The organism is Pantoea sp. GM_Pan_4, from assembly GCF_026541005.1.
GTDB lineage: Bacteria > Pseudomonadota > Gammaproteobacteria > Enterobacterales > Enterobacteriaceae > Pantoea > Pantoea dispersa.
This window is the reverse complement of record NZ_JALNUZ010000011.1, coordinates 46,602-73,011: the sequence shown is the minus strand read 5'-3', so window position 1 is coordinate 73,011 and position 26,410 is coordinate 46,602. Positions and strand designations below refer to the sequence as shown.

Sequence of the window (26,410 nt, the reverse complement as noted above, 5' to 3'; positions counted from 1 at the left end):
GGCCATGCTTCAGCCAAATCAGGACATCAGTGGCAACAGCTGCTGGTATAGCTGCGCAAAGCGCGCACGGCGCGGCTGATAGGCCTGATGCTGCGCGGCGTCCGGCTGATGGCGCTGCACTAACGCCGGTGCCGGCCATTCGCTGGCCGGGTCCACCGCCAGCTGCGCCAGGCGCGCGGCACCGAGTGCCGGTCCCACCTCGCCACCGTGACAATAATCCAGCGTCAGTCCGCTGATGTCCGCCAGCATCTGCCGCCAGTACGCGCTGCGCGCACCACCGCCAATCAGCATCACCGCGTTGGGCAGTACGCCACACTCATGCACCGCATCCATGCCTTCCGCCAGCGCAAAGCCCACGCCTTCCAGCACCGCGCGCGCCAGTTCCGGCCGGCCGTGCTGGTGCGTCAGGCCAAAGAAAGCTCCCTGTGCCTGCGGATTATTGTGCGGCGTGCGCTCGCCGGAAAGGTAAGGCAAAAACCACACCGGCGTGGCCTGCGCGCTGGCGCGTTCAGCTTCGGCCAGCAGGTGCGGCACATCATCGCAGCCGGTCAGCGCAGCGGCCCAGTCCAGACAGGCGGCGGCACTCAGCATCACCGACATCAGATGCCAGCGCTGCGGCAGCGCATGACAGAAACTGTGCACGGCGCGTTGCGGATTGCTGAGATAGCCTTCGCTCACCAGAAAATAGACGCCGGAGGTGCCGAGCGACAGCATGCCCTGCCCTGGCTCAACCATGCCAACGCCCACGGCGCCAGCCGCATTGTCGCCGCCGCCGGCCACCAGCGGCACCGGCTCCATCCCCCAGCGTGCCGCAATTTCCGGCAGCAGCGTGCCGGTAATCTGGTTGCCCTCAAACAGCTGCGGCGTGTGGCTGCGGTTCAGCCCGCACGCCGCCAGCATTGCATCGCTCCAGTCGCGCTGTGCCACATCCAGCCACATCGTTCCCGCCGCATCTGACATATCGGTGGCGAAATCGCCGCTCATCCGCCAGCGCAGATAATCTTTCGGCAGCAGCACTTTTGCTACCTGCGCAAATATCGCCGGTTCATGTTGCTGCACCCACAACAATTTGGGCGCGGTAAAACCCGGCATCATCAGGTTGCCGGTAATCTGACGCGACGACGGCACGCGCTGCTCCAGCTCGTGACACTGCACGCTACTGCGCCCGTCGTTCCACAATATCGCCGGACGCAGCACCTGATGCGCGGCGTCCAGCAGCGTCGCGCCGTGCATCTGGCCGCTAAAGCCGATGGCGCTGACGTGGCGTAAATCGTGCTGCTGCGCCAGCGCCTGCATGGCACTATCGGTGGCCTGCCACCAGCTTTCGGGATCCTGTTCGCTCCATAGCGGCTGCGGACGCGTCACCTGCAGCGGCGTGCTGGCCGTTGCCTGAACCTGGCCGTGCGCATCCAGCAGCGCCACTTTAACGCCGGAGGTGCCTAAATCGATCCCGATAACCATGCTTCGCTCCCGATGGATTAGAAATTATACAGATAGTGATTCACCAGATTTTCCAGCTGCTCCTGGCGTCCGCTGCGATGCTGCGGATTGAGTTGCTGCTGCTGAGCATGCGCCGCCAGCGAGGCAAGAGAAAACTCGCCTTTCAGAATTTGCTGACCGAACTCACCATTCCAGCCGCTATAGCGCTGCGCCACACGCTTATCCAGCTCACCATCGCTCACCATACGCGCCGCCACTTTCAGCGCCAGCGCCATGGTATCCATCGCGCCGATGTGGCCATAAAACAGATCGTATTTGTCGGTGCTCTGGCGCCGTACTTTGGCATCAAAGTTTAAGCCGCCGGTGGTGAACCCGCCCGCTTTGAGGATTTCGTACATCACCAGCGCGTTTTCTTCGACGCTGTTCGGGAACTGGTCAGTATCCCAGCCGCACTGGCTGTCACCGCGGTTGGCATCGACTGAACCGAAGATGCCCAGCGCAATCGCCGTCGCAATTTCATGATGGAAAGAGTGACCCGCCAGCGTGGCATGGTTGGATTCCACATTCACTTTGATCTCTTTTTCCAGGCCAAACTGCCGGAGGAAACCGTAGACCGTCGCGACATCAAAGTCGTACTGGTGTTTAGTCGGCTCCTGCGGCTTCGGCTCAATCAGCAGCATCCCCTGGAAACCGATTTTATGCTTGTGCTCCACCACCATCTGCATGAAGCGCCCGATCTGCTCGCGCTCCTGCCGCAAATCGGTATTCAGCAGCGTTTCGTACCCTTCGCGTCCGCCCCACAGCACATAGTTTTCACCGCCCAGCGTCTGCGTCGCCTGCATCGCGCTGCACACCTGGCTGGCTGCCCAGGCGAAAATTTCCGGATCCGGGCTGGTCGCCGCGCCGGCCGCATAGCGGGGATGCGTAAAGCAGTTCGCGGTGCCCCACAGCAATCTGACGCCGGTTTCCTGCTGTTTTTCCAGCAGCTTATCGGTCATTACCGCCAGGTTTTCCTGGTAGCTGCGCAGCGAATCACCTTCCGGTGACACATCGACATCATGGAAGCAGTAATAGGGCACGTTGAGTTTGTAAAAGAACTCGAACGCGACATCTGCCTTGAGCTTCGCCAGCTGCAGCGCATCGCCATTTTTCTGCCACGGGCGATCAAAGGCACCCACGCCGAACATATCCGCCCCGTTCCAGCAGAACGTGTGCCAGTAACAGGCGGCAAAACGCAGGTGTTCCGCCATGGTTTTACCCAGAATCACTTCCTGCGGATTGTAATGACGAAACGCCAGTGCGTTAGTGGTATTGGCCCCTTCATAACCAACGCGCTCAAGCTGGTCGAAATAAGCGTGCATGTTGTGCTCCTTAGCATCAGACCCGAATGGTCAGCAGTGAAGCGTTATTTTGCGGAGGCGTAAGCGTTCAGCTCAATTACGATATTTCACACTGAACTTAAGATAATTATTATTTGTGCGGCAGCTCGCAAATCCATGCATTTAATTACATCGCGTGCCGGCGCGCAGCGCCGCTGCAAGATTTAACAGATGGCCGCGTAAAATTTCGATCGCGCTCAAAGAATCAAAAATAAACAAAAAAACGTAATAGCAGGATAAAAATCAGTAATTGATGTTGTTCACGTCGCGGGGCAACAATTCATCCGCCCTGGTTCATAGCCTTACAACGACAATAGCCTCAACCTACAGGATGACCATGATGAAAATGAGACACACGCTGTTAGCCCTCAGCGCTGCACTGGCCCTGTTCAGCCACGCCGGGCTGGCGAAAGAAGTGAAAATCGGTATGGCGATCGATGATTTACGTCTGGAACGCTGGCAGAAAGACCGGGACATTTTTGTCAGCCAGGCGGAAAAGTCTGGGGCCAAAGTATTTGTCCAGTCGGCCAACGGCAATGAAGAGACGCAAATCTCGCAGATTGAAAATATGATCAACCGCGGTGTCGATGTGCTGGTCATCATTCCTTATAACGGTCAGGTATTGAGTAATGTGGTGGCCGAAGCGAAACGCGAAGGCATTAAAGTCCTCGCTTATGACCGCATGATTAATAATGCCGACATCGATTTTTATATCTCGTTTGATAATGAAAAAGTCGGCGAACTGCAGGCCGAAAGTCTGGTTAAACAGGTACCTAAAGGGAACTACTTTTTGATGGGCGGCTCGCCGGTGGATAATAACGCACGCCTGTTCCGTGCCGGCCAGATGAAAGTGTTAAAACCTTACATCGATAACGGCAGCATCAAAGTGGTGGGCGATCAGTGGGTCGATGCCTGGCTGCCAGAGAATGCGCTGAAAATCATGGAAAACGCGCTGACCGCTAACAGCAACCACATTGATGCCGTCGTTGCCTCCAACGATGCCACCGCCGGTGGGGCCATTCAGGCGCTGAGCGCGCAGGGACTGGCGGGCAAAGTCGCCATTTCCGGTCAGGATGCCGATCTCGCCGCCATCAAACGCATCATGAACGGCACGCAAACCATGACGGTATACAAACCCATCACCGAACTTGCCACCGAAGCGGCAAAAATTGCGGTGGAACTGGGCGATGGCAAAACCCCCGCCAGCAACAGCAAGCTGAATAATGGCCTGAAAGATGTCCCGTCGCGCCTGCTGAAGCCGATTCCGGTCAACAAAGACAACATTGAAAGCACCGTGGTGAAAGACGGCTTCCACAAACAGAGCGAACTCTAAGCGCCTGAAACGCGAAGGAGCAGATCGATGCTGCTGGAAATGAACAACATCACCAAGCGCTTCGGCGCGGTGAAAGCGCTGGATGCCGTCAGCCTGCGGCTCGAAGCCGGTGAAGTCATGTCGCTGTGCGGTGAGAACGGCTCGGGCAAATCGACGCTGATGAAAGTGCTGTGCGGGCTTTACCCGCACGGCGAATTTGACGGCGAAATTCGCTTTGCCGGCGATCGCATCGAGGCACAAACCATCCGCGACACCGAGCGCAAAGGCATTGTGATTATTCATCAGGAACTGGCGCTGGTGCGGCAGCTTACGGTCATGGAGAACATATTCCTCGGTGCCGAGCTCGGTCGCTTCGGTATGGTCGATGATGAAACCATGACGCTGCGCTGCCAGCAGCTGCTGGAGCGGGTCAAACTTAACGTTTCGCCTGCCACTAAAGTTGGCGAGCTCGGCCTCGGCCAGCAGCAGCTGGTAGAGATCGCGCGGGCGCTGAATAAGCAGGTGCGATTGCTGATCCTTGATGAGCCGACCTCGTCGCTCACCGAACAGGAAACCGAAGTGCTGCTTGGGATTATCACTAACCTGCGCGAGCACGGTATTGCCTGCATCTACATCTCCCACAAGCTTAATGAGGTCAAAGCAATTTCGGATACCATCTGTGTGATTCGCGATGGCCAGCACATCGCCACACGGCCAGCGGCCGGGCTGAGTGAAGATGACATCATCACGATGATGGTGGGCCGCGAACTCACCGCACTCTATCCGCACCAGCCACACGAGATCGGCGAAACGGTACTGAAAGTGGAAAACCTCACCGCCTGGCATCCGGTCAACCGCCACGTGCGCCGCGTCAATAATGTGTCGTTCAGCCTGAAGCGCGGCGAAATTCTCGGTATTGCCGGGCTGGTGGGTGCAGGACGCACCGAAACGGTCCAGTGCCTGTTTGGTGTCTGGCCCGGTCGCTGGCAGGGCGAAATCTGGATTGATGGCCACCAGGTGAAGATCGACGATTGCCGGGCCGCGATTGCGCACGGCATCGCCATGGTGCCGGAGGACCGGAAAAAAGATGGCATCGTGCCACTGATGGGCGTGGGGAAAAACATCACGCTGGCCGCGCTGGATCAATACAGCCATCGCTTCTCCACGCTGGATGAAGCACAGGAGCAGCAGGCGATCAATGATGCTATCCGCCGTCTGCGTGTCAAAACCTCCTCACCCGAGCTGGCGATTGGCCGCCTCAGCGGTGGTAATCAGCAAAAAGCGATCCTCGCCAAATGCCTGCTGCTCAATCCGCGCATTTTGATTCTGGACGAACCGACGCGCGGCATCGACGTCGGCGCTCGCCAGGAGATCTATCTGCTGATTAACGCGCTGGTGCAGCAGGGCATCGCGGTGATTGTTATCTCCTCCGAACTGCCTGAAGTGCTGGGTCTGAGTGACCGCGTATTGGTGATGCACGAAGGGCAAATCAAAGCCGATCTGATTAACGACAACCTGACTCAGGAGCAGGTCATGGAAGCTGCCCTGCGGAGCGAACATTATGCTTAAAACTGAAAGTAGCCAGAGCCTGCCCGGTACCCCGGGCAAGCCAGCGCCGGGCAAGTTTCCGCGCTTCAATCTGCAGGTGCTGGTGATGCTGGGAGCGATTGTGCTTATCGCTCTGTTCTTCACCTGGACCACCGACGGTGCCTGGCTTAGCCCACGCAACGTCTCTAACCTGCTGCGCCAGACCGCCATCACCGGCATCCTCGCGGTGGGCATGGTGTTTGTCATTATCTCGGCGGAGATCGACCTTTCCGTCGGTTCGATGATGGGCCTGCTGGGCGGTGCCGCGGCCATCTTTGACGTCTGGCTCGGCTGGCCGCTGCCGCTGACCATCGTGGTAACGCTGGTGCTTGGCCTGTTATTGGGCACCTGGAATGGCTGGTGGGTCGCGTACCGTAAAGTGCCTTCGTTCATCGTCACGCTGGCGGGCATGCTGGCGTTTCGCGGCATTCTGGTTGGTATTACCGATGGCACCACCGTTGCGCCAACGACGCCAGCAATGTCGCAGATCGGGCAAAGCTATTTGCCGGGCGGCGTTGGCTTTGGCTTCGGCTTCGCCGGTCTGGCACTGTTTATTCTCTGGCAATGGCGGCTGCGGCTGCGTCGCCAGCAGCTGGGGTTATCACAACCAGCTGCCAGCGGCACGGTGGCACGCCAGGCGATTACCGCTGTTCTGGTGCTGGGTGCCATCTGGTTACTGAACGATTACCGCGGCGTGCCGACACCGGTCCTGCTGCTGGCACTGCTGCTGCTCGGCGGCATGTTTATGGCCACGCGCACCGCCTTCGGACGACGGATTTACGCCATCGGCGGTAACATTGATGCGGCGCGCCTGTCGGGTATCAACGTGGCGCGCACCAAGCTGGCGGTGTTCGCCATCAACGGCGTCATGGTGGCTCTCGCCGGCCTGATCCTCAGCTCACGTCTTGGTGCTGGCTCGCCCTCGGCGGGCAATATTGCCGAACTGGACGCCATCGCTGCCTGCGTGATTGGCGGCACCAGCCTGGCGGGCGGCGTCGGTTCGGTGGCCGGCGCGGTGATGGGCGCCTTCATCATGGCGTCTCTGGATAACGGCATGAGCATGATGGACGTGCCGACCTTCTGGCAGTACATCGTTAAAGGGGCGATTTTACTGCTGGCGGTGTGGATGGATACGGCCACGCGCCGCCGGGTGTAATCGCGTGGGCGATCACAATGTGGCGCAAACAATTTCTGCTGCCTTTTCCGCCGTGCTATGCAATGCGCAACAGGTTTAAGGGAGCGCGCCACGATGCACGAAAAACGTTACCGTATTACGCTGCTGTTTAACGCCAACAAAGTGTATGACCGCCAGGTGGTGGAAGGGGTCGGCGAGTATCTGCAGGCTTCGCAAACCGACTGGGATATCTTCATTGAAGAGGATTTCCGCTGCCGCATCGACAATATCCGCGAATGGCTGGGCGACGGCGTCATTGCGGATTACGACGACAGCTCAATCGAGAGCCTGCTCAGCAATGTGCCGGTGCCGATTGTCGGCGTTGGTGGCTCTTATCACCGGCAGCAGGATTATCCGCCGGTGCACTACATCGCCACCGACAACGCTGCGCTGGTGGAGAGTGCCTTTCTGCACCTGAAAGAGAAAGGCATTCATCGCTTTGCGTTTTACGGCCTGCCCGCCGCCAGCGGCAAACGCTGGGCGCAGGAGCGCGAGCAGGCGTTTCGCCAGCTGGTGATGCGCGAGCGCTATCAGGGCGTGGTGTATCAGGGGATGGAAACCGCGCCGGAAAACTGGCAGCACGCGCAAAACCGCCTCGCCGACTGGCTGCAAACGCTACCGCCGCAGACCGGCATTATCGCGGTGACCGACGCGCGTGCGCGTCATTTGCTGCAGGCCTGTGAACACCTGAAAATTCCGGTGCCGGAGAAGCTCAGCGTAATCGGTATCGATAACGAAGAGCTGACGCGCTATCTGTCCCGCGTGGCGCTCTCTTCGGTAGCCCAGGGCACGCGCCAGATGGGTTATCAGGCCGCCAAGCTGTTGCATCGCCTGCTCGATCGGCAAACGCTGCCGCTGCAACGCATTCTGGTGCCGCCGGTAAAAGTCATTGCCCGCCGCTCTACCGATTTTCGCTCGCTGCGCGATCCGGCGGTGATTCAGGCGATGCATTACATCCGCTTTAACGCCTGTAAAGGCATCAAGGTCGAACAGGTGCTGGATGCGATTGGCATGTCGCGCTCCAATCTGGAAAAGCGTTTTCGCGATGAGACCGGCGATACCATTCACGCCATGATTCACCGCGAAAAGCTGGAAAAAGCGCGTGAACTGCTGGCCTGCTCTTCATTGAATATTAATGAAATTTCGCAGATGTGCGGCTATCCTTCCCTGCAGTACTTCTATTCGGTGTTTAAAAAAAGCTACGCCACTACGCCAAAGGAGTATCGGCAGCATCACGGCGAGAAGGTGCAATAACGCCCCGCTGCGATCAAGATTTTGCCGCCAATTGCCGCTATACTGCGCGGCATCTTCAAAGGAAGATCGTCGTCTCCGGTGAGGCGGCCGGATTTCAAATCCGGTTGGGGCCGCCAGCGGTCCCGGGCAGGTTCGACTCCTGTGATCTTCCGCCACTCACCACTCAGGCCCAGCCATGCTCATCCATCCATCCGACAACCTTCCGTTCTCTGGCGATCCGCGTAAGGAAGAGCTGCGCCAGCGGCTGATGCGACCGGATGCGCCCAAAGTCATTGCCGTGTCACTGTCGAAGGAGCTGGATCGCGAGCGACGCACGCATCGTCATGCCGCCGGTCAGCTGTTTTGTCTGCGCCAGGGATTGATGACGGTGAACACCTCGTCGGGCATTTTTGCTAATCCGCCGCGGCTGGTCGGCTGGATTCCGCCGTGGTTTGACCATGCCCTTGTCGGGCCGGGGCGCGTGCTGGGCTGGACGGTACTGATTGACGAAGCGCTGGCCGCGCCGCTGCCGGATCGTCCGGTCTTGCTCTCCTGTCCGACCGTGCTGGAACCGCTGGCAGAACGGCTGGCGGTGCTGGAGCCTGAACTGTGGAGCAGCGCGCGCTATGCCCGGTTGGGTCAGGTGTTTCTTGATGAACTGTACGAATCCACGCCGCAGGAACTCACGCTGCCGTTGCCGGAAGAGCCGCGACTGCGGCAGATTGCACGCCTGCTGATGGACGATCCGACAGATACCCGCACCGGACCGGAGCTGGCGCAGTGGGCTGGTCTGAGCGCGCGCAGCCTGAGTCGCCACTGGTCCAGCGCGGTTGGCATGAGCCTGAGTAAATATCGTCAGGTATCGCGCCTGCTGAAATCGCTGGAAGGGCTGGCGGCAGGCCACAGCGTGCAGCAGGTTGCCTGGCAGGTGGGCTTCGACAGCGTCAGCAGCTATATCAGCGCGTTTCGCGCCGCCTTCGGCTCAACGCCAGGCAAATACTTTACGACGCCAGCCGACTCTGCGAATGCAGCATCAGCAGGCTAGCCGGACCGTCAATCGGTGGCAGGCTGTGCCGGTATTTGCGGCGAAACGCGCCCGGCGGCAGGTCAAACATGCGCCGAAAGGTGCGGCAGTAGGTTTGCTGTGAATCGAAGCCAAACTGCAGCGCAATCTGCATCAGCGACGTATTACTGCTGAGCAGGGTGATGACGGAAGCCGTTAGCTTACGTTCACGGATATAGGCTCCCAGCGCCACGCCAGTGTAGCTGCGGAACAGCCGCTGCAAATGCCACTGCGAATAACCGGCCCGCTGTGCGACCGTCTCCAGCATGAGCTTTTGTTCGATATTCGCCTCTATCCACATCATCAGCTGATGCATAAAGGCTGCGTGAATATCCATCCTCTCCTCCTGATGCCGTGGTACGACTCAATCTGCGACATTGTAAAAACAGGACGACTGGCTGTGTTTGCGTATAAAGCCAATAAATAGCGATAACTCGCCAATTTACTTGTCACTACTCCGGCGGGGGATAACACGCTGTTGCGCCAGTGCACATCATGTAATATTGTAAGTTACATGATAAATAAGCAGCCGTTCTTTCCGCTGCGCGGATCGTCACAAAGGAGAAAATCTATGCATGCCTTTTTACTCTCTGACACGGGTGTGTGCCTGGCGATTGCGCTGGCCTCAGCCAGCATCGCGATGACCATGACGCAGACCGAACTGTTTGCCGGTTTGCGCGCCTGGACCGCACGCAAACACGCCTTGCTCGGTCATCTGTTTCACTGTTTCTATTGCCTGAGCCATTGGGTGGTGTTTGCCGCGATGCTGATTTATCACCCAACGCTGCTGAACAGCGGTTGGCCGCTGGTCGACTGGATCATGACAGCCTTCATTACGCTGACGCTGACCACGTTTGTCAGCGGTATGATGTTTAAAGTGTTTCAGGCCGCCGTCACCACGCATGTGATGAAGCATGACGCGCAGATCAAATTGCAGAAGCAGGATTAACGGCCGCGCGGGTTAGTCGCTGCAGCGCGGAAAGGTGTGCGGATCCAGCCCGAGGCTGGCCATTTTTTGCAGGTAATCTTCGGCGATGTCCGCCACGGTAATCTGGCTAAAGCGCTGCAGCAGTAACGCTTCGGCTTCACCCAGCGCCTGGTCGAGCCGGGCGTCTACCGCATGTTCCACCAGGCAGGGCGAAGGATCGGCCGCCGGGCCAATGCTGAACAGCGCCGGTGAGCCGATGGCCTGGTACACATCCAGCAGCGTGATATCGCGCAGGTCCGCGCGCAGCTCCCAGCCGCCGCCGTGCCCCTTTTCCGACACCAGATACCCCTTTTCACGCAGCCCTGACATCATGCGACGCACCACCACCGGGTTGGTGCCGAGCATTTTTGCCATGGCATCGGAAGTAGCGCGTTTAACGTGACGATCAAGATGAATGAGCGCGTGCAGCGAGCGGGACAGGCGGTTATCGCGTGGCATGGACGTTTCCTCTGAAATTCCCGCTACTGTAGCAAACCATGCTGGCGGCAACAATTTATCCCGGCTGAGGGTTGATGGCGCCCTGACCAGGCATCCGCGTTAATCAGGCTGCCAAATGGGAAAAGGCAGACCGCCACAGTAAAAGAAATTACGGTGAAAAGGCGATTGGGCATCAGTTAATTAATTAATGAACTGAGTGAAAGAAAGGGAATATTTATTTCCCACCAGGAAAGATAACTCCTCCAGGCGGAATAACCATTTCCCTTTTATAATTAATTTAATCTTGTAGGACATAGACTACAAACAATTATTTTATTGTTCTTGATCATACGCAATATATATAATTCAACGAGCGGCTAAATTTTGACCTGTCATTCACTCATCAGGAAAAGGTTAACTATGGCTCAGGTCGTTGTGGTTGATGACCATCCGATCGCGCGGATGGCCGTTCGTTATTTGCTGGAACAAAATGGACATACGGTGCTGGCCGAAAGCGCCGATGGCCGGGAAGCGGTAACGCTGATTCAGCAGCAGCAGCCGGATATCGTCATCATTGATATCGACCTGCCGTCGCTGGACGGAATTGAAGTGGTTAAGTCGTTGCGCGATCAGAGTTTTCCAGGAAAAATCATTGTTATCTCCGGGAAAAATGAAAACGTGTATGCTGTGCAGAGCCTGCGCAGCGGTGCCAATGGCTTTGTCAGTAAAAAAACCGATATGCCAGAGATCGCCAGTGCTATTCAGGCGACACAACGTGGTTATGGTTATTTCCCGCTGGGCGGTTTTATGCAGCAAATGGAGCAGGAAAGCACGCAGGCGGAGAAAAAAATGATTGAATCATTGTCACCACAGGAGTTTCAGGTTTTTCATCACATCATTAAGGGCCTGAATAATATGCGCATCGCAGCGCGGATGGGCGTCAGTAATAAAACCGTCAGCACTTATAAAAGCCGGTTAATGGATAAACTGCACTGCAAAACCATGAGTGATTTATTTGCTTTCGTGCATCGCAATCAAATGGAAGCCTCATAAATCGTCTGCAAAGAGTTATCGAGACACAGCCGTTTGACGTAGCGCTCACCCTCTCGCTCAGGCCGGTAACCATAACCGTGTGTTGATCGGTAAGTTGCCGTGCAGCAGTTATCATCAAATCCTTGCCAGGCTAACCGACGGTGAGCTGGCAGACACCGTATAACTGCCCAGGGAGGAATTCCGTTTCCTCTGCGGCATCTGCGTTACCGCGGCGCTTACCGCTTCACCAGGCTGCTTTGCCAGGCGTGGAACAGGGTGAGCCAGTTTTGCACTGGCAGATGTTGCTTCTGGCCGGTGCCAAAGCCATGACCGCCCTGCTGGAACAGGTGCAGCTCCACGTTAACCTTGTTCTGCCGCAGTGCGCTGAACATGCCCAGCGCGTTTTGCGGTGAGGCGGTACCGTCGTTCAGCGCCTGTACCAGAAAAGTCGGCGGCGTGTGTGCGCTGACGCGGTCTTCCTGCGAAAGCTGTGCCATTTGTTGGGCACTGAGATCTTTACCGTACAGCGCCGCGCGCGTGCCTGGGTGGGTCACGCCCTGTTTCAGCGACAGCACCGGATAGATGAGGGCGCTGAAATCCGGGCGCGCCGACACCTTATCCTGCGCATCGACGGCCTGATAGTTAGCTTCATCGGGAGTGTTGCTCAGATTAGCGGCGAGAAAGGCACCGGCGGAAAAGCCCATCACGCCAATGCGGTCAGGCGCTACCTGGTACTGCTGCGCATTGGCCCGAATCAGCCGCAGCGCTCGCTGGGTATCGGCAAAAGCCTGCTGGCGATACTGCGCTGAACCGTCGTGTGGCAGACGATAAATTAACACAAATGAAGCATAGCCCTGCTGGCTGAGCACATTGGCCACATCCAGCCCTTCAAGATCTTTCATAATATAAGAAAAACCCCCACCGGGAATGATTAGCACCGCCGCATGATTATTTTTTCCTGTTGCCGGAACATAAATCATTTGTGGCGCATCGACGTGGGTAACAGCCCGGTTATTAATGGCCGGGTTTTTACTAAAATTAATAAATTTATTATTTGCTGACACTTCATTTGGCCAGATCGGAATTTCCTTATTGGCAAACGCGGCCGGAAGATACAGTAAAAAAAACAGGCTAAATATCCGCAACCCTCTCATCGCACTGGCTCCAAATCCTGAATAAAAACAGCAACAAAAGTCAAACTGAACGGATAAAATCGCTCAGTGACGCTCCGGCTCCCCGCGAGATAATGAAAAAAACATACTCATCGAAAAATGTCTGTGGAAACGGTAGCAAATAAATATGGCAAAACCTATTCAATATAATATCGGACCAGGAAAAATTAGACTTTTCTCATGTTTACGTTAACAAGGCCGTATGTTATAAGTGAATTTTAAACTATAAGAATCTGTGACCATGGGAATTTACTGGATCATAAGTCTTAGCCTGACTTTCGTCGCTATTGTCGAAATCATGTTAAGTAAAAATGAAAACACAGCGCAAATCAGGACGTGGCTTTATTTTGTTGCCGTTGTAGTACTTTTTACTTTTGGCGGTATTCGTGGCCTGGGAACCGGCCTTGATGACTTCCAGTATCGCGACTTCTATGCCCAGTTTATCGATAAAATTATTATCGAAGGTTTCTGGCGTGCGGTCGTGGAATTCCGTTATGAACCAGCCATTTACGCCATTGCCGGTGCGACACGCATCTTTACCGCTAATCCGGACATTTTCATCTTTGTCTTCGCGGTCATCGCTGTTGGTGTCAACGCGCACTACTTCCGTAAGCTGACACCGTTGCCGCTGGTGGCCCTCGCCGTCTACTCTGCGCACCTGTTTATCAACAAAGACATGAACCAGATTCGCTTCGGTTTATGTTCGGCGTTTTTAATGGGCTTCGTCTGGCACATGTCGCGGCGCAGCAAGTCTGGCATGATCACCACCTTCATCCTGTCGTTTATCAGCCACGCCACCGCGATTGTCGCGCTGCTGATTCCGCTGGCGATGATTGTACGTAAAAACAAATACATCCCGATTGCCATCGTGGTCGCCAGTCTGCCGCTGGCGTTTCTCGGCAGTTCGGCGCTGATCGCCGCGCTCTCCAGCCACCTCGGTGCGCTGGGCGACAGGGCCATGGGCTATGCCGATGCCGATTCTCGCCAGGAACAGGGTATTCTGACCCTGTCGAACCTGAAGAATATCGGCTTCGTCTTTATCTTCAGCTACATGTTGCTGAGCGATAAAATTAAAAATTTCGACCCGGAAAAGTTTAATACCTATTACATTCTGGTGATCACTTTTGCCATCGGCAGTGGCCTGAGGATGGCGCTACAGGATTACGCTTCTGGTGGTCGTCTGGCGAACTATTTGCTGCAGGTTGAGCCGGTGCTTATTTCGCTGTGTATCTGGGAAACCCGGAAGCTGAAGAAGGTGCTTGCCGTGGCTGTCACCATTCTGATGGTGCTGTACTATCTCTACTACAACACCGTATCGAGCAAGCAGTCGATTGTCGGCTATGAGGTGTCACGCACCTTCCAGCTGTTCCGTTAGGTCCAGAAATAACGCTAGCCAACTGGTTAGCGTTTTTTCATTAATAAGCCCTTTCTCATCGTCATCCAGGGAAAATCCGAATATTTTACTGGTCCTGAACATTGCTTGCTTTTTATGTGGATTAAAATTCTAATAGATTGCATCTGCTCACGCAGAACACCTGTGATAAGAATATTCCGAAGCAACCATGCAAAGTCTTTCATGGCTTTTCCTGGCACGTCGTCACTCAATGAAAGAATGCTGACATGAACGAAAAAAACAATTTTGACATCGTACGACTTTCCCTCGCCTTTATCGTAATGCTGGTGCATTCCGCTGAGGTGACGAGAAACGCCGATATCCGTTTCCTGGCGCATTTTCTCAATAGTGATTTTGCCGTCAAAGGATTTTTCGCAATAAGTGGTTTTCTTATTGCAAAAAGTTACTTAAGAAGTAAATCGCTGACGTCCTATTTTATTAAGCGCGCGCAACGTATATTGCCGGCTTATATTTTCACCATCATCATGTGTTTTGTGATTGGCATGTGTCTTACCACCCTGCCGCTGATGGATTTCCTGAAAAATAAAGAAACCCTTAAATATCTGGTCGCCAACTTCTCGTTTCTTAACTTTATTCAGCCGTCGCTGCCGGGCGTGTTTACCGACAACCCCAATCAGCCGCTGGATGGTTCACTGTGGACCATCAAAGCCGAGCTGACACTCTACGTGCTGCTGCCCTTTATCGTGCCGTTGCTGAAGCGAAGCCCGCTGAAAGTGTGGAGCGTGATTTTTATTATCTCCTGCGCCTGGTACTTCTACTTCACCGCGCTGTACAGCGGCCCGAAAGCCGATACGCTGGCCAAGCAGTTTATTGCGCTGTCGTCCTACTTCTTCTTTGGCAGCCTGCTGGCGGTGCATCAGCCAACCTTTGACCGCCTGAAAGAGATCACCATTGTGTCGCTGGTGGTGTTCCTGCTGTTCAAGAGCACGGATTACGCGTTTATCGTTGAGCCGGTGGCGTTTTCGGCGGTAGTGATTCTGTTCTGCACCAGCCTGTGTAAAGAGATAAAAATCAGCCAGTACGGCGATCTCTCTTACGGCATGTACCTCTATCACTGGCCGATTATTCAGGTGCTGCAGCATTTCGGTGTGTTCGATGCCAACGCGTTTGCTGGCCTGGGGCTGACCATTGTGATGACGCTGGCGCTGGCTTACACCTCGTGGAATTTGCTGGAGAGCCGTTTCCTGAAGCGCACCCATCACGCTCAGCCGTCGATTGTGCCGCCCACCGCTGCACGCGACTAAGCGTTAATTATGCAGGCGCACGTCGCGCCTGCACCAAAGCGCCACCGCTCAAATGGTGGCGCCCATCGACAGCTGATAATGCAAATCCACCTGTTCAATGGTGGGCTGCTGGTTAATCTTCTTCAGCACAATTTCCGTTGCCACTTTGCCCATCTCGAAGCGCGGTGTAATCACACTGGCCAGCCGCGGCGTTGTCGCCTGACCAATCTCCAGTCCGTGGAATCCGGCAATCGCCAGCGCCTGCGGCACTGCAATACCTGCCGCCTGACACTCCTGCAGCACGCCGACCGCCAGATCATCGTTGGTACAGAGAATGGCATCCATCTGCGGATAGAGCTGGCGCGCCAGCGTCATCATGCCAGTACCAATCGACACCGAAGAGACTTTGTTCGGTACGATGCGTCCGGCCGGCAATCCGGCCGCCGCCACGGCATCGCAATAGCCGGCGTAGCGCTGCTGGTCACGGCGGTCGGACATCGAGCCAAAATAAATCACCCGCTGTTTGCCGCTGGCCAGCAGCATCGCAGTCATGTCGTAGCCGGCACGGTAATTATCAAAGCCGACGTTAATGCGCCCGCGCGTCTCGCTCAGTCCCATCACTTCGGCGACCGGAATAGTGGCCGCGTTGAGATACTTTTCCGCACGCACGGTGTGCACCGACTCGGTCAGGATCAATCCCTGCACGTTAAAAGCCAGTACCGTGGCAATTTGCTCCTCTTCGCGCTGCGGATTGTAGTCGTAGTTGACCACCAGCGTCTGATAGCCGTGGGCGCTGGTGACCGATTCGATACCGGCCAGCAGATCGGCAAAAATTTGATTATTGAATGAGGGGATCAGCACGCCGATGCGCGGCGGATTGTGCCGCGACGCCGCGGTATTTTCCTGCTCAGCGATATAACCGATTTCGGCCATCACGCTGGCGATTTTCGCCGCCGTTTCCGCCTTCACCTTTTCCGGCGTGCGCAGATAGCGGCTCACCGTCATCTTGGTGACCCCAGCGAGAGTCGCAATATCGTCCAGAGTGATGCGCTGCGTTTTCATTGCGCGGTCCGCAAAGAGAGCCTGTCAATCAACGTATTATGCCCGCTGGCGAGTCAAAAAAGAAACGCTGCTCCGCCGGTCATACCGCTCGTTCGTAGTGCTCAATCACCGCCAGCGCCAGACCGTTGGCCGGATCGATGCGCTGCGGCAGAAAGTGCAGCGCGGTATGAGCAAAGGTAAACGCCAGCGTGCCGGCCTGTGCCGCCTGCTGTACTGCCTGCACAAACGCCGGTTGCGCATTCCACGGGCCGTCAATGATGATGCTGGCCGGATTGACCAGCTGCATCACCTGGCTCAGCGCATGGCCGAGATAGCGGCCGGTCTGCGCCATCAGCTCATACACGATCTCCGGTTCGCTGTCGCCAGACTGCCAGCGTAAGCCGGGCTTACGCCGGGCCAGCTGCTGCTGGATCGCCGGCAGGCTGACCAGCGTCTCCAGACAACCCTGTCGCCCGCAGCTGCAGCGCGCGCCGTTGGGCTGGACGCTCAGATGGCCAATCTCACCGGCAGTCCAGCTGCTGCCGCTGAACACCTCGCCGCGCTCCACCAGCGCGCCGCCCACGCCGTCGGCGATGCGCAGATAGAAGTGGCTTTGCGCTTTATTGAGCTCCAGCTGCTGCACCGCCAGCAGCGCGGCCGCTTTGACGTTATTCATGATGCGCAGCGGCAGCTCAACGCCGCGCCGCAGCGGCGTCAGCACATCGACATCCTGCCAGCCGAGCGGCGCAGAAAAGTGCACCCGCCCGCGCTGAGAATCAATGATGCCGGGAAAACCGATGGCGACGCCCAGCAGCGCCGGATGCGCCGCGCGCAGCGTCTGACACACTTCCGTCAGCTCGTGCAGCAGTCCGTCGGCATCGGCCGTTTCGGTGCGCCAGGTTTGCTCGGCCACCACGCGCGAAAAGTAGTCGCACACGCGCCAGTGAATCGCCTGGCGCTCCACCATGATGCCCGCGCTTTTCAGCTGACCCGCGCGCAGTTCGATCTCAATTTTGGGCCGCCCGGCCGCAGCCACACTGACCGGGCCAAGCTCGTGAATCAGCCCCTGCGCCAGCAGGTCATCGATAATCAGAGAAACGGTGTTTTTGCTCAGGTCGAGCGCCAGCGCCAGATCCTGGCGGGAAGTGATGCGGGTGGTGCGCAGCTGCGTCATCACCCGTTTGAGGTTGTTCAGTCGAAGTACCGCTGGTCCTTTCCCGGCTGCTTTCATCGCACCCTCACCTGACAAAGAGTAATAGGTGTAAGTTTAGCAGCCCGCACCGGCGGTTAATCGCCGGTAAAACCGGGTTTTTACCGCTTCTGCCGCGTATCAGTACTCGTCGCCGCGCACGCGGCTGCGGTAACTTTCCCAGTCAAAACGCACCCACAGGCTATTACCGAGGCGCATGCGATCCATCACCCGTTCGCCAAGCAGCGTATTCATGCCGGCCGGATCGAGGTTGGAGAGCATGCCGGTCGGCCGCTTTGACGACGAACGGCGATCAACAATCTGATTGATGATCACTTTCTCGTAGCGCGATTCGCTCTGCATGCCGATCTCATCGATCACCAGCAGATCGACATGGCTGAGATCCTGCAGCAGCCGCTCTTCGGTCAGGTCGCTGCCGCCGCTGAAGGTGCCTTTCATGCTCGACATCAGATCGGCCACCGTGACAATCAGCACGCTTTTACCGCGCAGAATCAGATCGTTACCAATCGCCGCCGCCAGATGGTTTTTACCGGTGCCAGGACGGCCGGAGAAGACAAAGCTGGCGATGCTGTTCTCAAACCCGGCGGCGTATTCACGCGCCAGACTGAGCGCCTTGCGCTGGCCGTCATTTTCGACGCGGTAGTTGTCGAACGAGCAGTTCATGTGCAACTCACGGATGCCGGAGCGGCCCATGATACGCTGCATCTTCATGGCGCGGTTTTCGCGCACAATCGCTTCTGAGCGCAGCCGGCCCTGCTCCTGATTCCACGCCAGCAGCTCGGCGCCGTTTTTAAACTTTGGCTGCACATCCGCGGGCATAATTTTTTTCAGGCGACTGAAAAGATCGTTCGGCGTTTTCATTACTCACCTCGGAATCCATCGGGAATATCATAATCAGTATTGCTGATCTGGGTGATATCGCGCTTTGGCTGACCGCCGTTGGCGGCGCGGTTCATCTGCACGCTGCGCGCCAGTTTCTGCTGCCACTGTACATGGTGAAACAGCCGGCCTTCCGCCTGCCAGTAGGCGACGAAAGCCGCCAGCTCTGCGGCGGTCACCGGCTCGCTCAGCGCCACGCCCCAGATCGCCGCCTGGCGCTGGAAGTCGCTGTCCGGCTGCCAGCCCGGATACATGGCGAACTTGCCCACCGGCACGGCGATCGGCGCGGCGTCGCTGTGAAACAGGCTGTCGTCCAGCGTGACATCATTCGGCTGCTGCGCCGCCGCTTCCAGCGCCAGCAGGTGCGCTAGGCGCTGCGGCGTGATCGCGTAAAACGCCGGAACATTGTTGTGCAGCACCGCCAGCGTGCCGTTATCGGCCTGCTGCAGCGTGGTGAGGGGATCGTGGCAAAAGCCGTCCAGCCCCACCAGCGTTGAAGATAAGATTTTGACTGACATGAAGAAACCTGACGTTGACTCACCCGGTGCACCGGCGACCCGGTACTAAGCGGTCAGTGTACCTGTTTTAGCACCGGGGATCGCCATAAAACCGCGCGGATTTAGCGCGAGGCGAAGTGCGGTTCAGCCGCCTCAATGCTGACCGCGCGACGGCTGGCGCGTGCCGTTGCCAGCGCCGGGCGGGTTTGCCACAGATAGCGCAGCGATGCCACCAGACACAGGCTGTAGCCAAACAGCTCGCTGCCCTCTTCCGCCATGTTCTTCACCACGCGGTTATAGCCATCCAGCATCAGTTGCTGCCACAGCTCATGCATGCCAAACAGCCGCGAGAACACCAGCACCGCCAGCAGCCCGGCGGCCATCATTTGCCAGCTGCGATGCTGCAGCAGTGCCGCCAGGCCCGGCAGGATTTGCCGCGGCTGACGCAGCGCCATCGCCAGCGAGGCCGCGGTCGTTGCCAGCGCAAACCACAGCCATGCGCCGTGCTGCACCACGTCGAACAGAAAATCCATTTCACGAATCAGCATGCAGCTGAAGAAGCCACCGACCAGAATCAGCGCGCTGCGCTGATGCGGTCGCTGCCAGGCGGCGAGGAAGAACAGTGCGGCAATGGCCGCCAGCATCAGCTCCTGTGTCGCTTCGGTGAAAGAGGTTTCGTGCAGTGCATCGTTCATCCAGTTGACGTCGATGTAGACCATCGCCATACAGAAGACCAGCACCAATCCACTGATGATAAAGGCCGCCAGTTCGCGGCTAATAAGAATAATGTTCTCGCGCATTGTGATACCAAATCAGAAAATAATTAGCGCGCTTATTATATTTCCGCTGGCTGGCACCACTTCTCATTTCATGCCGCTTCAGAAGCGGGCGCTGACGCCGAGGTTGTAAATGAACTGTTCGCCGCTGCTGACCGCGCCGGTCTGGGCAAAGGAGGCGAACGCTGCCATGTTCTGGCCGAGCGGCAGACGGGCACCGACGCTGACATCCATCCAGTTCGTTTCCCGGTTCATCTCTTCCGGCCGATCGCGTGGCGCGGCCGTGCCGTCGAAGCTGAGCTGATGGCTGTAACTCACCTGCGCCCACGGCGATATCCAGCCAAAACTGGAATCCACGCGCCAGCCCAGTGAAGCGATGTGTTCGGCGTTGTTACGATCGACCGGCGCGCAGGCGGCGCAGCTCAGGGTGGAATCATCGACGGCAAACTGCGCCACCGGACCGGTGCGCAGGCGGTCATTCATCGGCAGGTTCCAGCCTGCCGAGTAGCGGTTCACCAGCGGCGAGTTGCCGACGCTGGCCGTTTCGCTGTGTAGCGCCATGCCGCCGCCGGGCGGATTGAGCGCGGCATCAAGCAGATCGCTGTCGCGGTTTTCTGTCAACATCAGATGATTACTGGAAATTTTTTCGGCAAGTATCGCATTGTAATCCGGCGCGCTGCTCTCGCTGGCCTGATCCCAGGCGTGCGCCGGCAGGGCCGCCACCAGTAGCCACCCACCGCTAAAGGCCAGCGCAAGGAGACGCTGGCCGGTCCGCTGACTGTTCTGCCACATGAAAGACTCCTGACGAGCCAGAAGGGATCGGGTTGGCCTTGAAATTGATGATGATCCTGAAGCGTTCACCCGGTTGCAGCGCGAACGTCCATGACGTTATTATCGGCACCCATTGATTAACTATTAATCGATTCTTTCAAACGTCAAGCGACTGACCGCTTTTTCCTCATGCTTAGGGAGTGATGCAATGCAGCGATGTGGCTGGGTAACACAGGATGCGCTTTATCTGGCGTACCACGACACGGAATGGGGCGTGCCGCAGACCGATAAGCGCGCCTTATTTGAGATGCTGTGTCTGGAGGGGCAACAGGCTGGCCTGTCATGGATCACCGTGCTGAAAAAGCGCGAGAACTACCGCCAGGCGTTTCATGATTTTGATCCGCAGGCGATGGCGCTGATGGATGAGGCCGATCTGCTGCGCCTGCTGCAGAACAGCGGTTTGATCCGCCATCGCGGCAAGCTGGAAGCCATCATCAATAATGCCAAAGCGCTGCTGGCGCTGGAGGCCACCGGTGAAGACTTTTCCCGCTTTATCTGGTCATTTGTCGATAACCAGCCGATTTTGCACCGTTATGCGGATTATAAACTGGCGCCCACCACCTCCGAACCGGCCATTGCGCTGTCTAAAGCGCTTAAGAAGCGTGGTTTTAAATTCGTCGGGCCTACAACCTGCCACTCTTTTTTACAGGCCTGCGGGCTGATCAACGATCATCAAACCAGCTGTTTCTGCCATCCCGATAATCTTTAAGGCAAAAGTTTACAAATTAAGACTGCGCCTCACGAATTTCCCCATCATTGAACGGCATAATAGTGCCGTTTTGGGGCATTTTCCCCGTTTCCGTATGAGGGACTTTTTCATGAAAAAGCGTGTACTGGCGCTGGCCTTGTTAATGAGCGGCAGCGTGGCGCTGTCGGGTTGTACCACCAATCCTTATACCGGCGAATCGCAGGCCGGGAAATCGGGCATCGGCGCGGGTCTGGGCGCGGTGCTGGGCGCTGGCGTGGGCGTGCTCTCTTCGTCGAAGAAAGATCGCGGTAAAGGTGCGCTCATTGGCGCAGCGTCCGGTGCGGCACTGGGCGGCGGCGTCGGCTATTACATGGATGTGCAGGAAGCCAAACTGCGCGACAAGATGCGCGGCACCGGCGTCAGCGTAACGCGTCAGGGCGATAACATCGTGCTGAACATGCCGAACAACGTGACTTTTGACTCCAGCAGCGCCAACCTGAAACCGGCCGGCGCAAATACGCTGACCGGCGTGGCGATGGTGCTGAAAGAGTATCCGAAAACCGCCGTCAACGTGGTCGGCTTTACCGACAGCACCGGCACGCGCGCACTGAACATGCGCCTGTCGCAGCAGCGAGCAGAAAGCGTTGCCAGCGCGCTGATCGTGCAGGGCGTGGCGCAGAACCGCCTGCGCACCCAGGGCATGGGCCCGGATAACCCGGTCGCCAGCAACAGCACCGAAGCCGGTAAAGCACAAAACCGTCGCGTCGAAATTACCCTGAGTCCGCTGGGCTAAGGCACAGGCCGGTCTGCCGCTGCAGGCCGGCTTTCGACGCGTTTTTACGCGCTTATTGACGCGCAAAGCAGCAGATAACGCGTAAACGTCGCCGGACGATAGAGCCAGCGATGACTTTATGCTAGCGTGATCAAAATTTGATCAGTGGAAAGCCATCATGTCACTCAAAGCTATCGCCTCCGCCCTTGGCCTCTCTGTGACCACCGTGAGCCGCGCGCTGAATGGGTTTGATGATGTCGCCGCTGCTACCCGCAAACGCATCGAAGAGGAAGCCGACCGGCGCGGTTATCGCCCGAATGCCGCCGCGCGTCGCCTGAAGACCGGTCGTGCCAATGCGGTCGGGCTGGTGTTTCCGGTCAGCAATGCCTCACTCAACGACAGCTACTATAGTGAAATGCTGCTGACGCTCGATCAGCGTCTCGCCCTGCACGAGATCGATCTGCTGTTGCTCCCCGACAAACCGCAGGATCAGCAGCGCAATTTGCTGCGTATGCTGCGCAGCGGCGTGCTGGACGCGCTGATTGTCACCCATACCACGCCGCAGGATGTGCGATTGCAGCGCCTGCAGCAGAAGGGTTTTCGCTTTCTTACGCTGGGGCGCAGCCAGCTGCCGCAGCCTTACGCCTGGTTTGATTATGATAACCATGCCGGAACGCTACTGGCGGCGCAGCACTGCCAGCGGCAGGGCTATACGCGCATCGCTTATCTCGGCGGTAACGAGCCCAGCACCTACATTCTTGACCGCCGGCAGGGGTTTATCGACGCGCTGCCCGCCACGCCATGCGCACAGCAGGCTGGCTGGATGGCTGCGCTGCCGCCCTCGCGCCGCGCGGGCTATCAGCAAACCCGTGCCTGGCTGGCGCACGATATCCAGCCTGACGCCATCATCACCGACTGCAGCCCGCTCGGCGAAGGCGCAGCGATTGCCCTGCAGCAGGCCGGGCGTCTGAGCGGCGCGCAGGCAATTCCCCTGTACGTTTACGATGGTTTGCCGCACGACTCGATTATCACGCAACCGGTCAACGCGATTCTGCAATCATCACAGCAGCGGATTGGCGAACGCGTCGCCGAAATGGTGCTGCAGCTGCTGGAGGGCGCGCCGCCCGCGCAGTTACAGACGCTGTGGCAGCCAATGCTGCGCCTCACTTCTGACGCACAGTGATTGCGCGGGTGCCGCGCTGTGATAGTCTTCGCCTGATGCAATTAATCAGGTGTATGTGATGAAAACCAGGCCGCCACGAGCCACAATCAGTGACGTTGCCCGCACGGCAAAAACCGGTAAAACCAGCGTTTCCCGCTATCTGAATGGCGAAGTTCATCTGCTTTCGCCGGATCTGAAAGCCCGTATCGAACAGGCGATTACCGACCTCAACTACCGCCCCAGCCAGATGGCGCGCGGACTCAAACGCGGCCGCACCCGGCTGATAGGCCTGATCATTGCCGATATCACCAACCCCTACTCGGTGGATGTGCTGAGCGGCATTGAAGCCGCCTGCCGCACGCGCGGCTTCACGCTGCTGATGTGTAATACCAACAACGAAGTTGACCTCGAACAGCACTACCTGCAGCTGCTCAGCAGCTATCAGGTGGAAGGCATTGTGGTGAATGCAGTCGGGATGCACGAAGAGGTACTCAACCGTCTGCAGCAGTCGATGCTGCCGATGGTGCTGATTGACCGCAAAATTCCCGACTTCGCCTGTGACGTGGTCGGGCTCAACAACCCGGAGGCCGCCCGCATCGCCACCCGGCATCTGCTGGATAACGGCTACGAAGCGCTGCTGTTTCTCAGTGAGCCGCTCGGCAGCGTCAATACCCGCCGCGAACGTCTCGCCGCCTTCTTTGACACCATCAGCAGCGCGCCACAGGTGGTGGCGGAGAATGCCGAAGTGGTGTTGCATCAGCCGGCACAGCTGGAACAGGTGCTGCAGGCGTTTCATCAGCGCCATCCGGGCAAACGCTGCGCGGTGATGGCGGCCAACGGTGCGCTGACGCTACAGGTGGCGCGGGCGTTACAGCGCCTGACGCTGCGCTGGGGCGAGAGCATTGGCCTGCTGGGCTTCGACGAACTGGAGTGGGCGGCGCTGGCCGGCGTCGGCATCACCACGCTGAAGCAGCCCACCTGGCAGATCGGCTATGCAGCGCTGGAGCAGGTGATCGCACGTATCGAAGGCAGCGAACAGCCGATTCGTGAGCAGGTTTTCTCCGGCGAACTGATTGTGCGCGGTTCCAGCCAGCCGCTGCGCTAATCCCGCTTTTCACGGCTCACTTCGTGAGCAGGATCATAATTCCGCACTCTGCTACTTTCCTTTGGAACCGGTTCCATTAAGCTTTTTACAGCACATTAACGTGCTGTCCGGCGCATAACGGTGCGGCGGGCAGCACAGCGAGACAGGCTGGAGGAAAGATGTCGAAAGCGAAAATTATTGTGGTCACGGCCGCCTACGGCGCGCACAAGGTGGCAGAACTGGGCGGCCAGGCAGCGCTGCTGCCGCTGATTAAAGCGGCCGGTGCCGATGGCGTCGAGATCCGCCGCGAGCTGTTCAGCGACGACGAATTGTGCCAGCTGCATACGCTCGGCGACGCACTGCGTCAGCATCAGCTCAGCGTCAGCTATTCAGTGCCGGAAGCGCTGTGGCAGGCGGACGGTGCGCTCAATCCACGTCTGGCGCAGTTCCTGCAGGAAGCTGAGCTGCTGGGCGCTCAGCGCCTCAAGCTGGCATTGGGTCACTATGTCTCGCTGGCCGATCGCCAGCTGGTCGAGGTGCTGGCCGGCTCGCGCGTCACGCTGGTCATCGAAAACGATCAGACGCCGGACAGTAAGCTGACGCCGATGCTGCACTTCTTCCATCACGCCTGCGATGCCGCGCTGCCGCTGGATATGACTTTCGACATGGGCAACTGGCGCTGGACCGGCGAAGACGCCCTGCAGGCAGCGGCGCAGCTCAGTCGCTACGTGAGCTACATTCATGTTAAGGCGGCGGTGCCGCACGGTGACAGCTTCCGCGCCATTGCGCTGGATGACGCCGACGACAGCTGGCGCACGCTGTTGCAGGCGCTGCCGGCCGATGCACCGCGCGGTATTGAGTTCCCATTAGCCGGCGCAGATTTACTGGCGGTGACCCGCCACTACGTCGATCTGCTGCGCGCGGTGTAAGGAGTTGAGCATGACACACACCTCTCAGCTGGATGTCGTCACCATTGGTGAAGCGATGGCGATGTTTATTGCCGGGCAAACCGGCGATCTCGCCGCAGCCGATCAGTTCACGAAGCGCATTGCCGGTGCCGAGCTTAACGTGGCGATTGGTCTGGCGCGCCTCGGTTTGCAGGTGGGCTGGGTCAGCCGCGTCGGCGACGACAGCTTCGGCCGTTTTACCCTGCAGCAGCTGGCGAAAGAGCACGTTGACCACCGCTGCGTGACCATTGATAACCGCTATCGCACCGGTTTTCAGCTCAAAGCGCGCGTAGACGACGGCTCCGATCCGGAAGTGGAGTATTTCCGTAAAGGCTCCGCCGCCAGCCACCTGTCACCGGATGATTTCGACGAAAGCTATTTCGGCAGCGCGCGCCATCTGCATCTGAGCGGCGTGGCCGCCGCGCTTTCCGATAGTTCGCTGGCGCTGGCTAAACATGCGGCGAAAGAGATGCGCGCCCGCGGCAAAACTATCTCCTTTGATCCTAATCTGCGTCCGGTGCTGTGGCGCAGTGAAGAAGAGATGCGTAAGCAGCTGAATTTGCTGGCAGAATACGCCGACTGGGTGCTGCCAGGTGAAAAAGAGGGGCTGATTCTGACCGGCTACCGTCAGCCTGAAGCGATCGCGGATTTCTACCTCGACAAAGGCGTGCGGTCGGTGGTGATCAAAACCGGCAGCGACGGCGCCTGGTATAAAACCGCCGCGGGCGAACAGGGCCAGATTGCGCCGATCCACGTGGAGAATGTGGTGGATACCGTCGGCGCGGGCGATGGCTTTGCGGTCGGGCTGATCAGCGCACTGCTGGAAGGGAAATCGCTGCCGCAGGCGATTCTGCGCGGTAACAAAATTGGTTCGCTGGCGATTCAGGTTGCCGGCGACAGCGAAGGTCTGCCGACGCGCGCAGCGCTCGGCGATTATTAAACCAACGCACGGACCCGTAGCGGCGCAATTTATTGCGCACATGCAGGACGCAACGTCAACAACGCGCGATGAATCGCGCCGCTACGATGCCGTGCCAATACGCTAAAACTGTCTCTACACCCTAATTTCGAGACGCATCCACAGAATGC

Annotated in this window: 27 protein-coding genes and 1 tRNA gene; 16 read left to right on the top strand and 12 right to left on the bottom strand. The window is 57.7% G+C overall.

The annotated features are described in order from the left end of the window. Nucleotides 1-18: 18 nt before the first annotated feature. A complete protein-coding gene (gene xylB / locus OXR61_RS19000; protein WP_021506866.1) occupies nt 19-1,461 on the bottom strand; it encodes a xylulokinase in 1,443 nt (480 codons plus the stop codon). 17 nt (nt 1,462-1,478) lie between these two features. Then, the gene (gene xylA, locus OXR61_RS18995) at nt 1,479-2,801 is read right to left on the bottom strand and encodes a xylose isomerase (protein ID WP_021506867.1); all 1,323 of its coding nucleotides are present in this window, start codon (nt 2,799-2,801) and stop codon (nt 1,479-1,481) included. Between the two features lie 358 nt (nt 2,802-3,159). Between xylA and xylF the strand changes: the two genes are divergently transcribed. From xylF to OXR61_RS18965, 6 genes are all read left to right on the top strand, one after another. Then, nucleotides 3,160-4,152: a D-xylose ABC transporter substrate-binding protein gene (gene xylF / locus OXR61_RS18990; protein WP_021506868.1), complete on the top strand. Its 993-nt coding sequence runs from the start codon at nt 3,160-3,162 to the stop codon at nt 4,150-4,152. A gap of 27 nt (nt 4,153-4,179) precedes the next feature. Then, nucleotides 4,180-5,700, top strand: a complete 1,521-nt coding sequence (locus OXR61_RS18985) for a xylose ABC transporter ATP-binding protein (protein WP_021506869.1) — start codon at nt 4,180-4,182, stop codon at nt 5,698-5,700. Then, nucleotides 5,693-6,874 carry a xylose ABC transporter permease XylH gene (xylH, locus tag OXR61_RS18980; protein ID WP_267412517.1) on the top strand — a complete coding sequence of 394 codons (1,182 nt, stop codon included), beginning with the start codon at nt 5,693-5,695 and terminating at the stop codon, nt 6,872-6,874. Before OXR61_RS18985 ends, xylH begins: the two co-directional genes overlap by 8 nt. Nucleotides 6,875-6,967: 93 nt before the next feature. Next, on the top strand, nt 6,968-8,146 hold the full coding sequence (xylR, locus tag OXR61_RS18975; RefSeq protein WP_021506871.1) for a D-xylose utilization transcriptional activator XylR: 1,179 nt from the start codon (nt 6,968-6,970) through the stop codon (nt 8,144-8,146). 60 nt (nt 8,147-8,206) lie between these two features. After that, nucleotides 8,207-8,301, top strand: a tRNA-Sec gene (locus OXR61_RS18970). 20 nt (nt 8,302-8,321) lie between these two features. After that, a complete protein-coding gene (locus OXR61_RS18965) occupies nt 8,322-9,170 on the top strand; it encodes an AraC family transcriptional regulator (RefSeq protein ID WP_021506872.1) in 849 nt (282 codons plus the stop codon). Here the strand turns inward: OXR61_RS18965 and OXR61_RS18960 are convergent. Further along, nucleotides 9,127-9,525 carry a helix-turn-helix domain-containing protein gene (locus OXR61_RS18960; protein ID WP_021506873.1) on the bottom strand — a complete coding sequence of 133 codons (399 nt, stop codon included), beginning with the start codon at nt 9,523-9,525 and terminating at the stop codon, nt 9,127-9,129. The two genes, OXR61_RS18965 and OXR61_RS18960, sit on opposite strands and share 44 nt — an antisense overlap. Nucleotides 9,526-9,759: 234 nt before the next feature. Between OXR61_RS18960 and OXR61_RS18955 the strand changes: the two genes are divergently transcribed. Beyond that, nucleotides 9,760-10,137: a hypothetical protein gene (locus OXR61_RS18955; RefSeq protein ID WP_021506874.1), complete on the top strand. Its 378-nt coding sequence runs from the start codon at nt 9,760-9,762 to the stop codon at nt 10,135-10,137. Between the two features lie 12 nt (nt 10,138-10,149). Here the strand turns inward: OXR61_RS18955 and OXR61_RS18950 are convergent, their stop codons facing one another. Continuing rightward, a complete protein-coding gene (locus tag OXR61_RS18950; RefSeq protein ID WP_021506875.1) occupies nt 10,150-10,614 on the bottom strand; it encodes an Rrf2 family transcriptional regulator in 465 nt (154 codons plus the stop codon). A gap of 399 nt (nt 10,615-11,013) precedes the next feature. On the opposite strand from OXR61_RS18950, the gene OXR61_RS18945 reads away from it, so the two are divergent. Beyond that, complete coding sequence (locus tag OXR61_RS18945) at nt 11,014-11,646, top strand: response regulator (protein ID WP_021506876.1); 633 nt, start codon at nt 11,014-11,016, stop codon at nt 11,644-11,646. Between the two features lie 215 nt (nt 11,647-11,861). Here the strand turns inward: OXR61_RS18945 and OXR61_RS18940 are convergent, their stop codons facing one another. After that, nucleotides 11,862-12,605, bottom strand: a complete 744-nt coding sequence (locus OXR61_RS18940) for an alpha/beta hydrolase (protein WP_309785754.1) — start codon at nt 12,603-12,605, stop codon at nt 11,862-11,864. 490 nt (nt 12,606-13,095) lie between these two features. Between OXR61_RS18940 and OXR61_RS18935 the strand changes: the two genes are divergently transcribed. Further along, nucleotides 13,096-14,172: an EpsG family protein gene (locus tag OXR61_RS18935; protein ID WP_223815726.1), complete on the top strand. Its 1,077-nt coding sequence runs from the start codon at nt 13,096-13,098 to the stop codon at nt 14,170-14,172. A 26-nt stretch (nt 14,173-14,198) separates the two neighbouring features. On the opposite strand, the gene OXR61_RS18930 is transcribed toward OXR61_RS18935, so the two are convergent. Then, on the bottom strand, nt 14,199-14,528 hold the full coding sequence (locus OXR61_RS18930) for a hypothetical protein (protein ID WP_166712405.1): 330 nt from the start codon (nt 14,526-14,528) through the stop codon (nt 14,199-14,201). On the opposite strand from OXR61_RS18930, the gene OXR61_RS18925 reads away from it, so the two are divergent. Continuing rightward, entirely contained in the window at nt 14,418-15,455 is a 1,038-nt protein-coding gene (locus OXR61_RS18925) for an acyltransferase (protein ID WP_021506880.1), read from the top strand. The genes OXR61_RS18930 and OXR61_RS18925 overlap by 111 nt on opposite strands. 48 nt (nt 15,456-15,503) lie before the next feature. On the opposite strand, the gene OXR61_RS18920 is transcribed toward OXR61_RS18925, so the two are convergent. The 6 genes from OXR61_RS18920 to OXR61_RS18895 all read right to left on the bottom strand — a co-directional run bounded on the left by OXR61_RS18920 (nt 15,504) and on the right by OXR61_RS18895 (nt 20,629). Continuing rightward, nucleotides 15,504-16,496, bottom strand: a complete 993-nt coding sequence (locus tag OXR61_RS18920; protein WP_021506881.1) for a LacI family DNA-binding transcriptional regulator — start codon at nt 16,494-16,496, stop codon at nt 15,504-15,506. A 79-nt stretch (nt 16,497-16,575) separates the two neighbouring features. After that, complete coding sequence (locus tag OXR61_RS18915) at nt 16,576-17,706, bottom strand: ROK family protein (RefSeq protein WP_021506882.1); 1,131 nt, start codon at nt 17,704-17,706, stop codon at nt 16,576-16,578. Between the two features lie 99 nt (nt 17,707-17,805). Continuing rightward, on the bottom strand, nt 17,806-18,546 hold the full coding sequence (gene dnaC, locus OXR61_RS18910; RefSeq protein WP_021506883.1) for a DNA replication protein DnaC: 741 nt from the start codon (nt 18,544-18,546) through the stop codon (nt 17,806-17,808). Further along, nucleotides 18,546-19,082: a primosomal protein DnaT gene (dnaT, locus tag OXR61_RS18905; protein WP_021506884.1), complete on the bottom strand. Its 537-nt coding sequence runs from the start codon at nt 19,080-19,082 to the stop codon at nt 18,546-18,548. The genes dnaC and dnaT overlap by 1 nt, the downstream gene beginning before the upstream one ends. 101 nt (nt 19,083-19,183) lie before the next feature. Continuing rightward, the gene (locus OXR61_RS18900; protein ID WP_021506885.1) at nt 19,184-19,861 is read right to left on the bottom strand and encodes a hypothetical protein; all 678 of its coding nucleotides are present in this window, start codon (nt 19,859-19,861) and stop codon (nt 19,184-19,186) included. A gap of 78 nt (nt 19,862-19,939) precedes the next feature. Beyond that, on the bottom strand, nt 19,940-20,629 hold the full coding sequence (locus OXR61_RS18895) for an autotransporter domain-containing protein (RefSeq protein WP_021506886.1): 690 nt from the start codon (nt 20,627-20,629) through the stop codon (nt 19,940-19,942). A 187-nt stretch (nt 20,630-20,816) separates the two neighbouring features. On the opposite strand from OXR61_RS18895, the gene OXR61_RS18890 reads away from it, so the two are divergent. The 6 genes from OXR61_RS18890 to OXR61_RS18865 all read left to right on the top strand — a co-directional run bounded on the left by OXR61_RS18890 (nt 20,817) and on the right by OXR61_RS18865 (nt 26,261). After that, nucleotides 20,817-21,377 carry a DNA-3-methyladenine glycosylase I gene (locus OXR61_RS18890; RefSeq protein ID WP_021506887.1) on the top strand — a complete coding sequence of 187 codons (561 nt, stop codon included), beginning with the start codon at nt 20,817-20,819 and terminating at the stop codon, nt 21,375-21,377. 109 nt (nt 21,378-21,486) lie between these two features. Continuing rightward, on the top strand, nt 21,487-22,149 hold the full coding sequence (locus tag OXR61_RS18885) for an OmpA family lipoprotein (protein ID WP_021506888.1): 663 nt from the start codon (nt 21,487-21,489) through the stop codon (nt 22,147-22,149). A 157-nt stretch (nt 22,150-22,306) separates the two neighbouring features. After that, nucleotides 22,307-23,311 carry a LacI family DNA-binding transcriptional regulator gene (locus OXR61_RS18880; protein WP_021506889.1) on the top strand — a complete coding sequence of 335 codons (1,005 nt, stop codon included), beginning with the start codon at nt 22,307-22,309 and terminating at the stop codon, nt 23,309-23,311. 58 nt (nt 23,312-23,369) lie between these two features. Further along, the gene (locus OXR61_RS18875) at nt 23,370-24,395 is read left to right on the top strand and encodes a LacI family DNA-binding transcriptional regulator (RefSeq protein ID WP_021506890.1); all 1,026 of its coding nucleotides are present in this window, start codon (nt 23,370-23,372) and stop codon (nt 24,393-24,395) included. A 158-nt stretch (nt 24,396-24,553) separates the two neighbouring features. Then, nucleotides 24,554-25,303: a hypothetical protein gene (locus OXR61_RS18870; RefSeq protein WP_021506891.1), complete on the top strand. Its 750-nt coding sequence runs from the start codon at nt 24,554-24,556 to the stop codon at nt 25,301-25,303. Nucleotides 25,304-25,313: 10 nt separating this feature from the next. After that, nucleotides 25,314-26,261 (top strand): sugar kinase, encoded by a 948-nt coding sequence (locus OXR61_RS18865; protein ID WP_021506892.1) that lies wholly within the window; start codon nt 25,314-25,316, stop codon nt 26,259-26,261. Nucleotides 26,262-26,410: the final 149 nt, after the last annotated feature.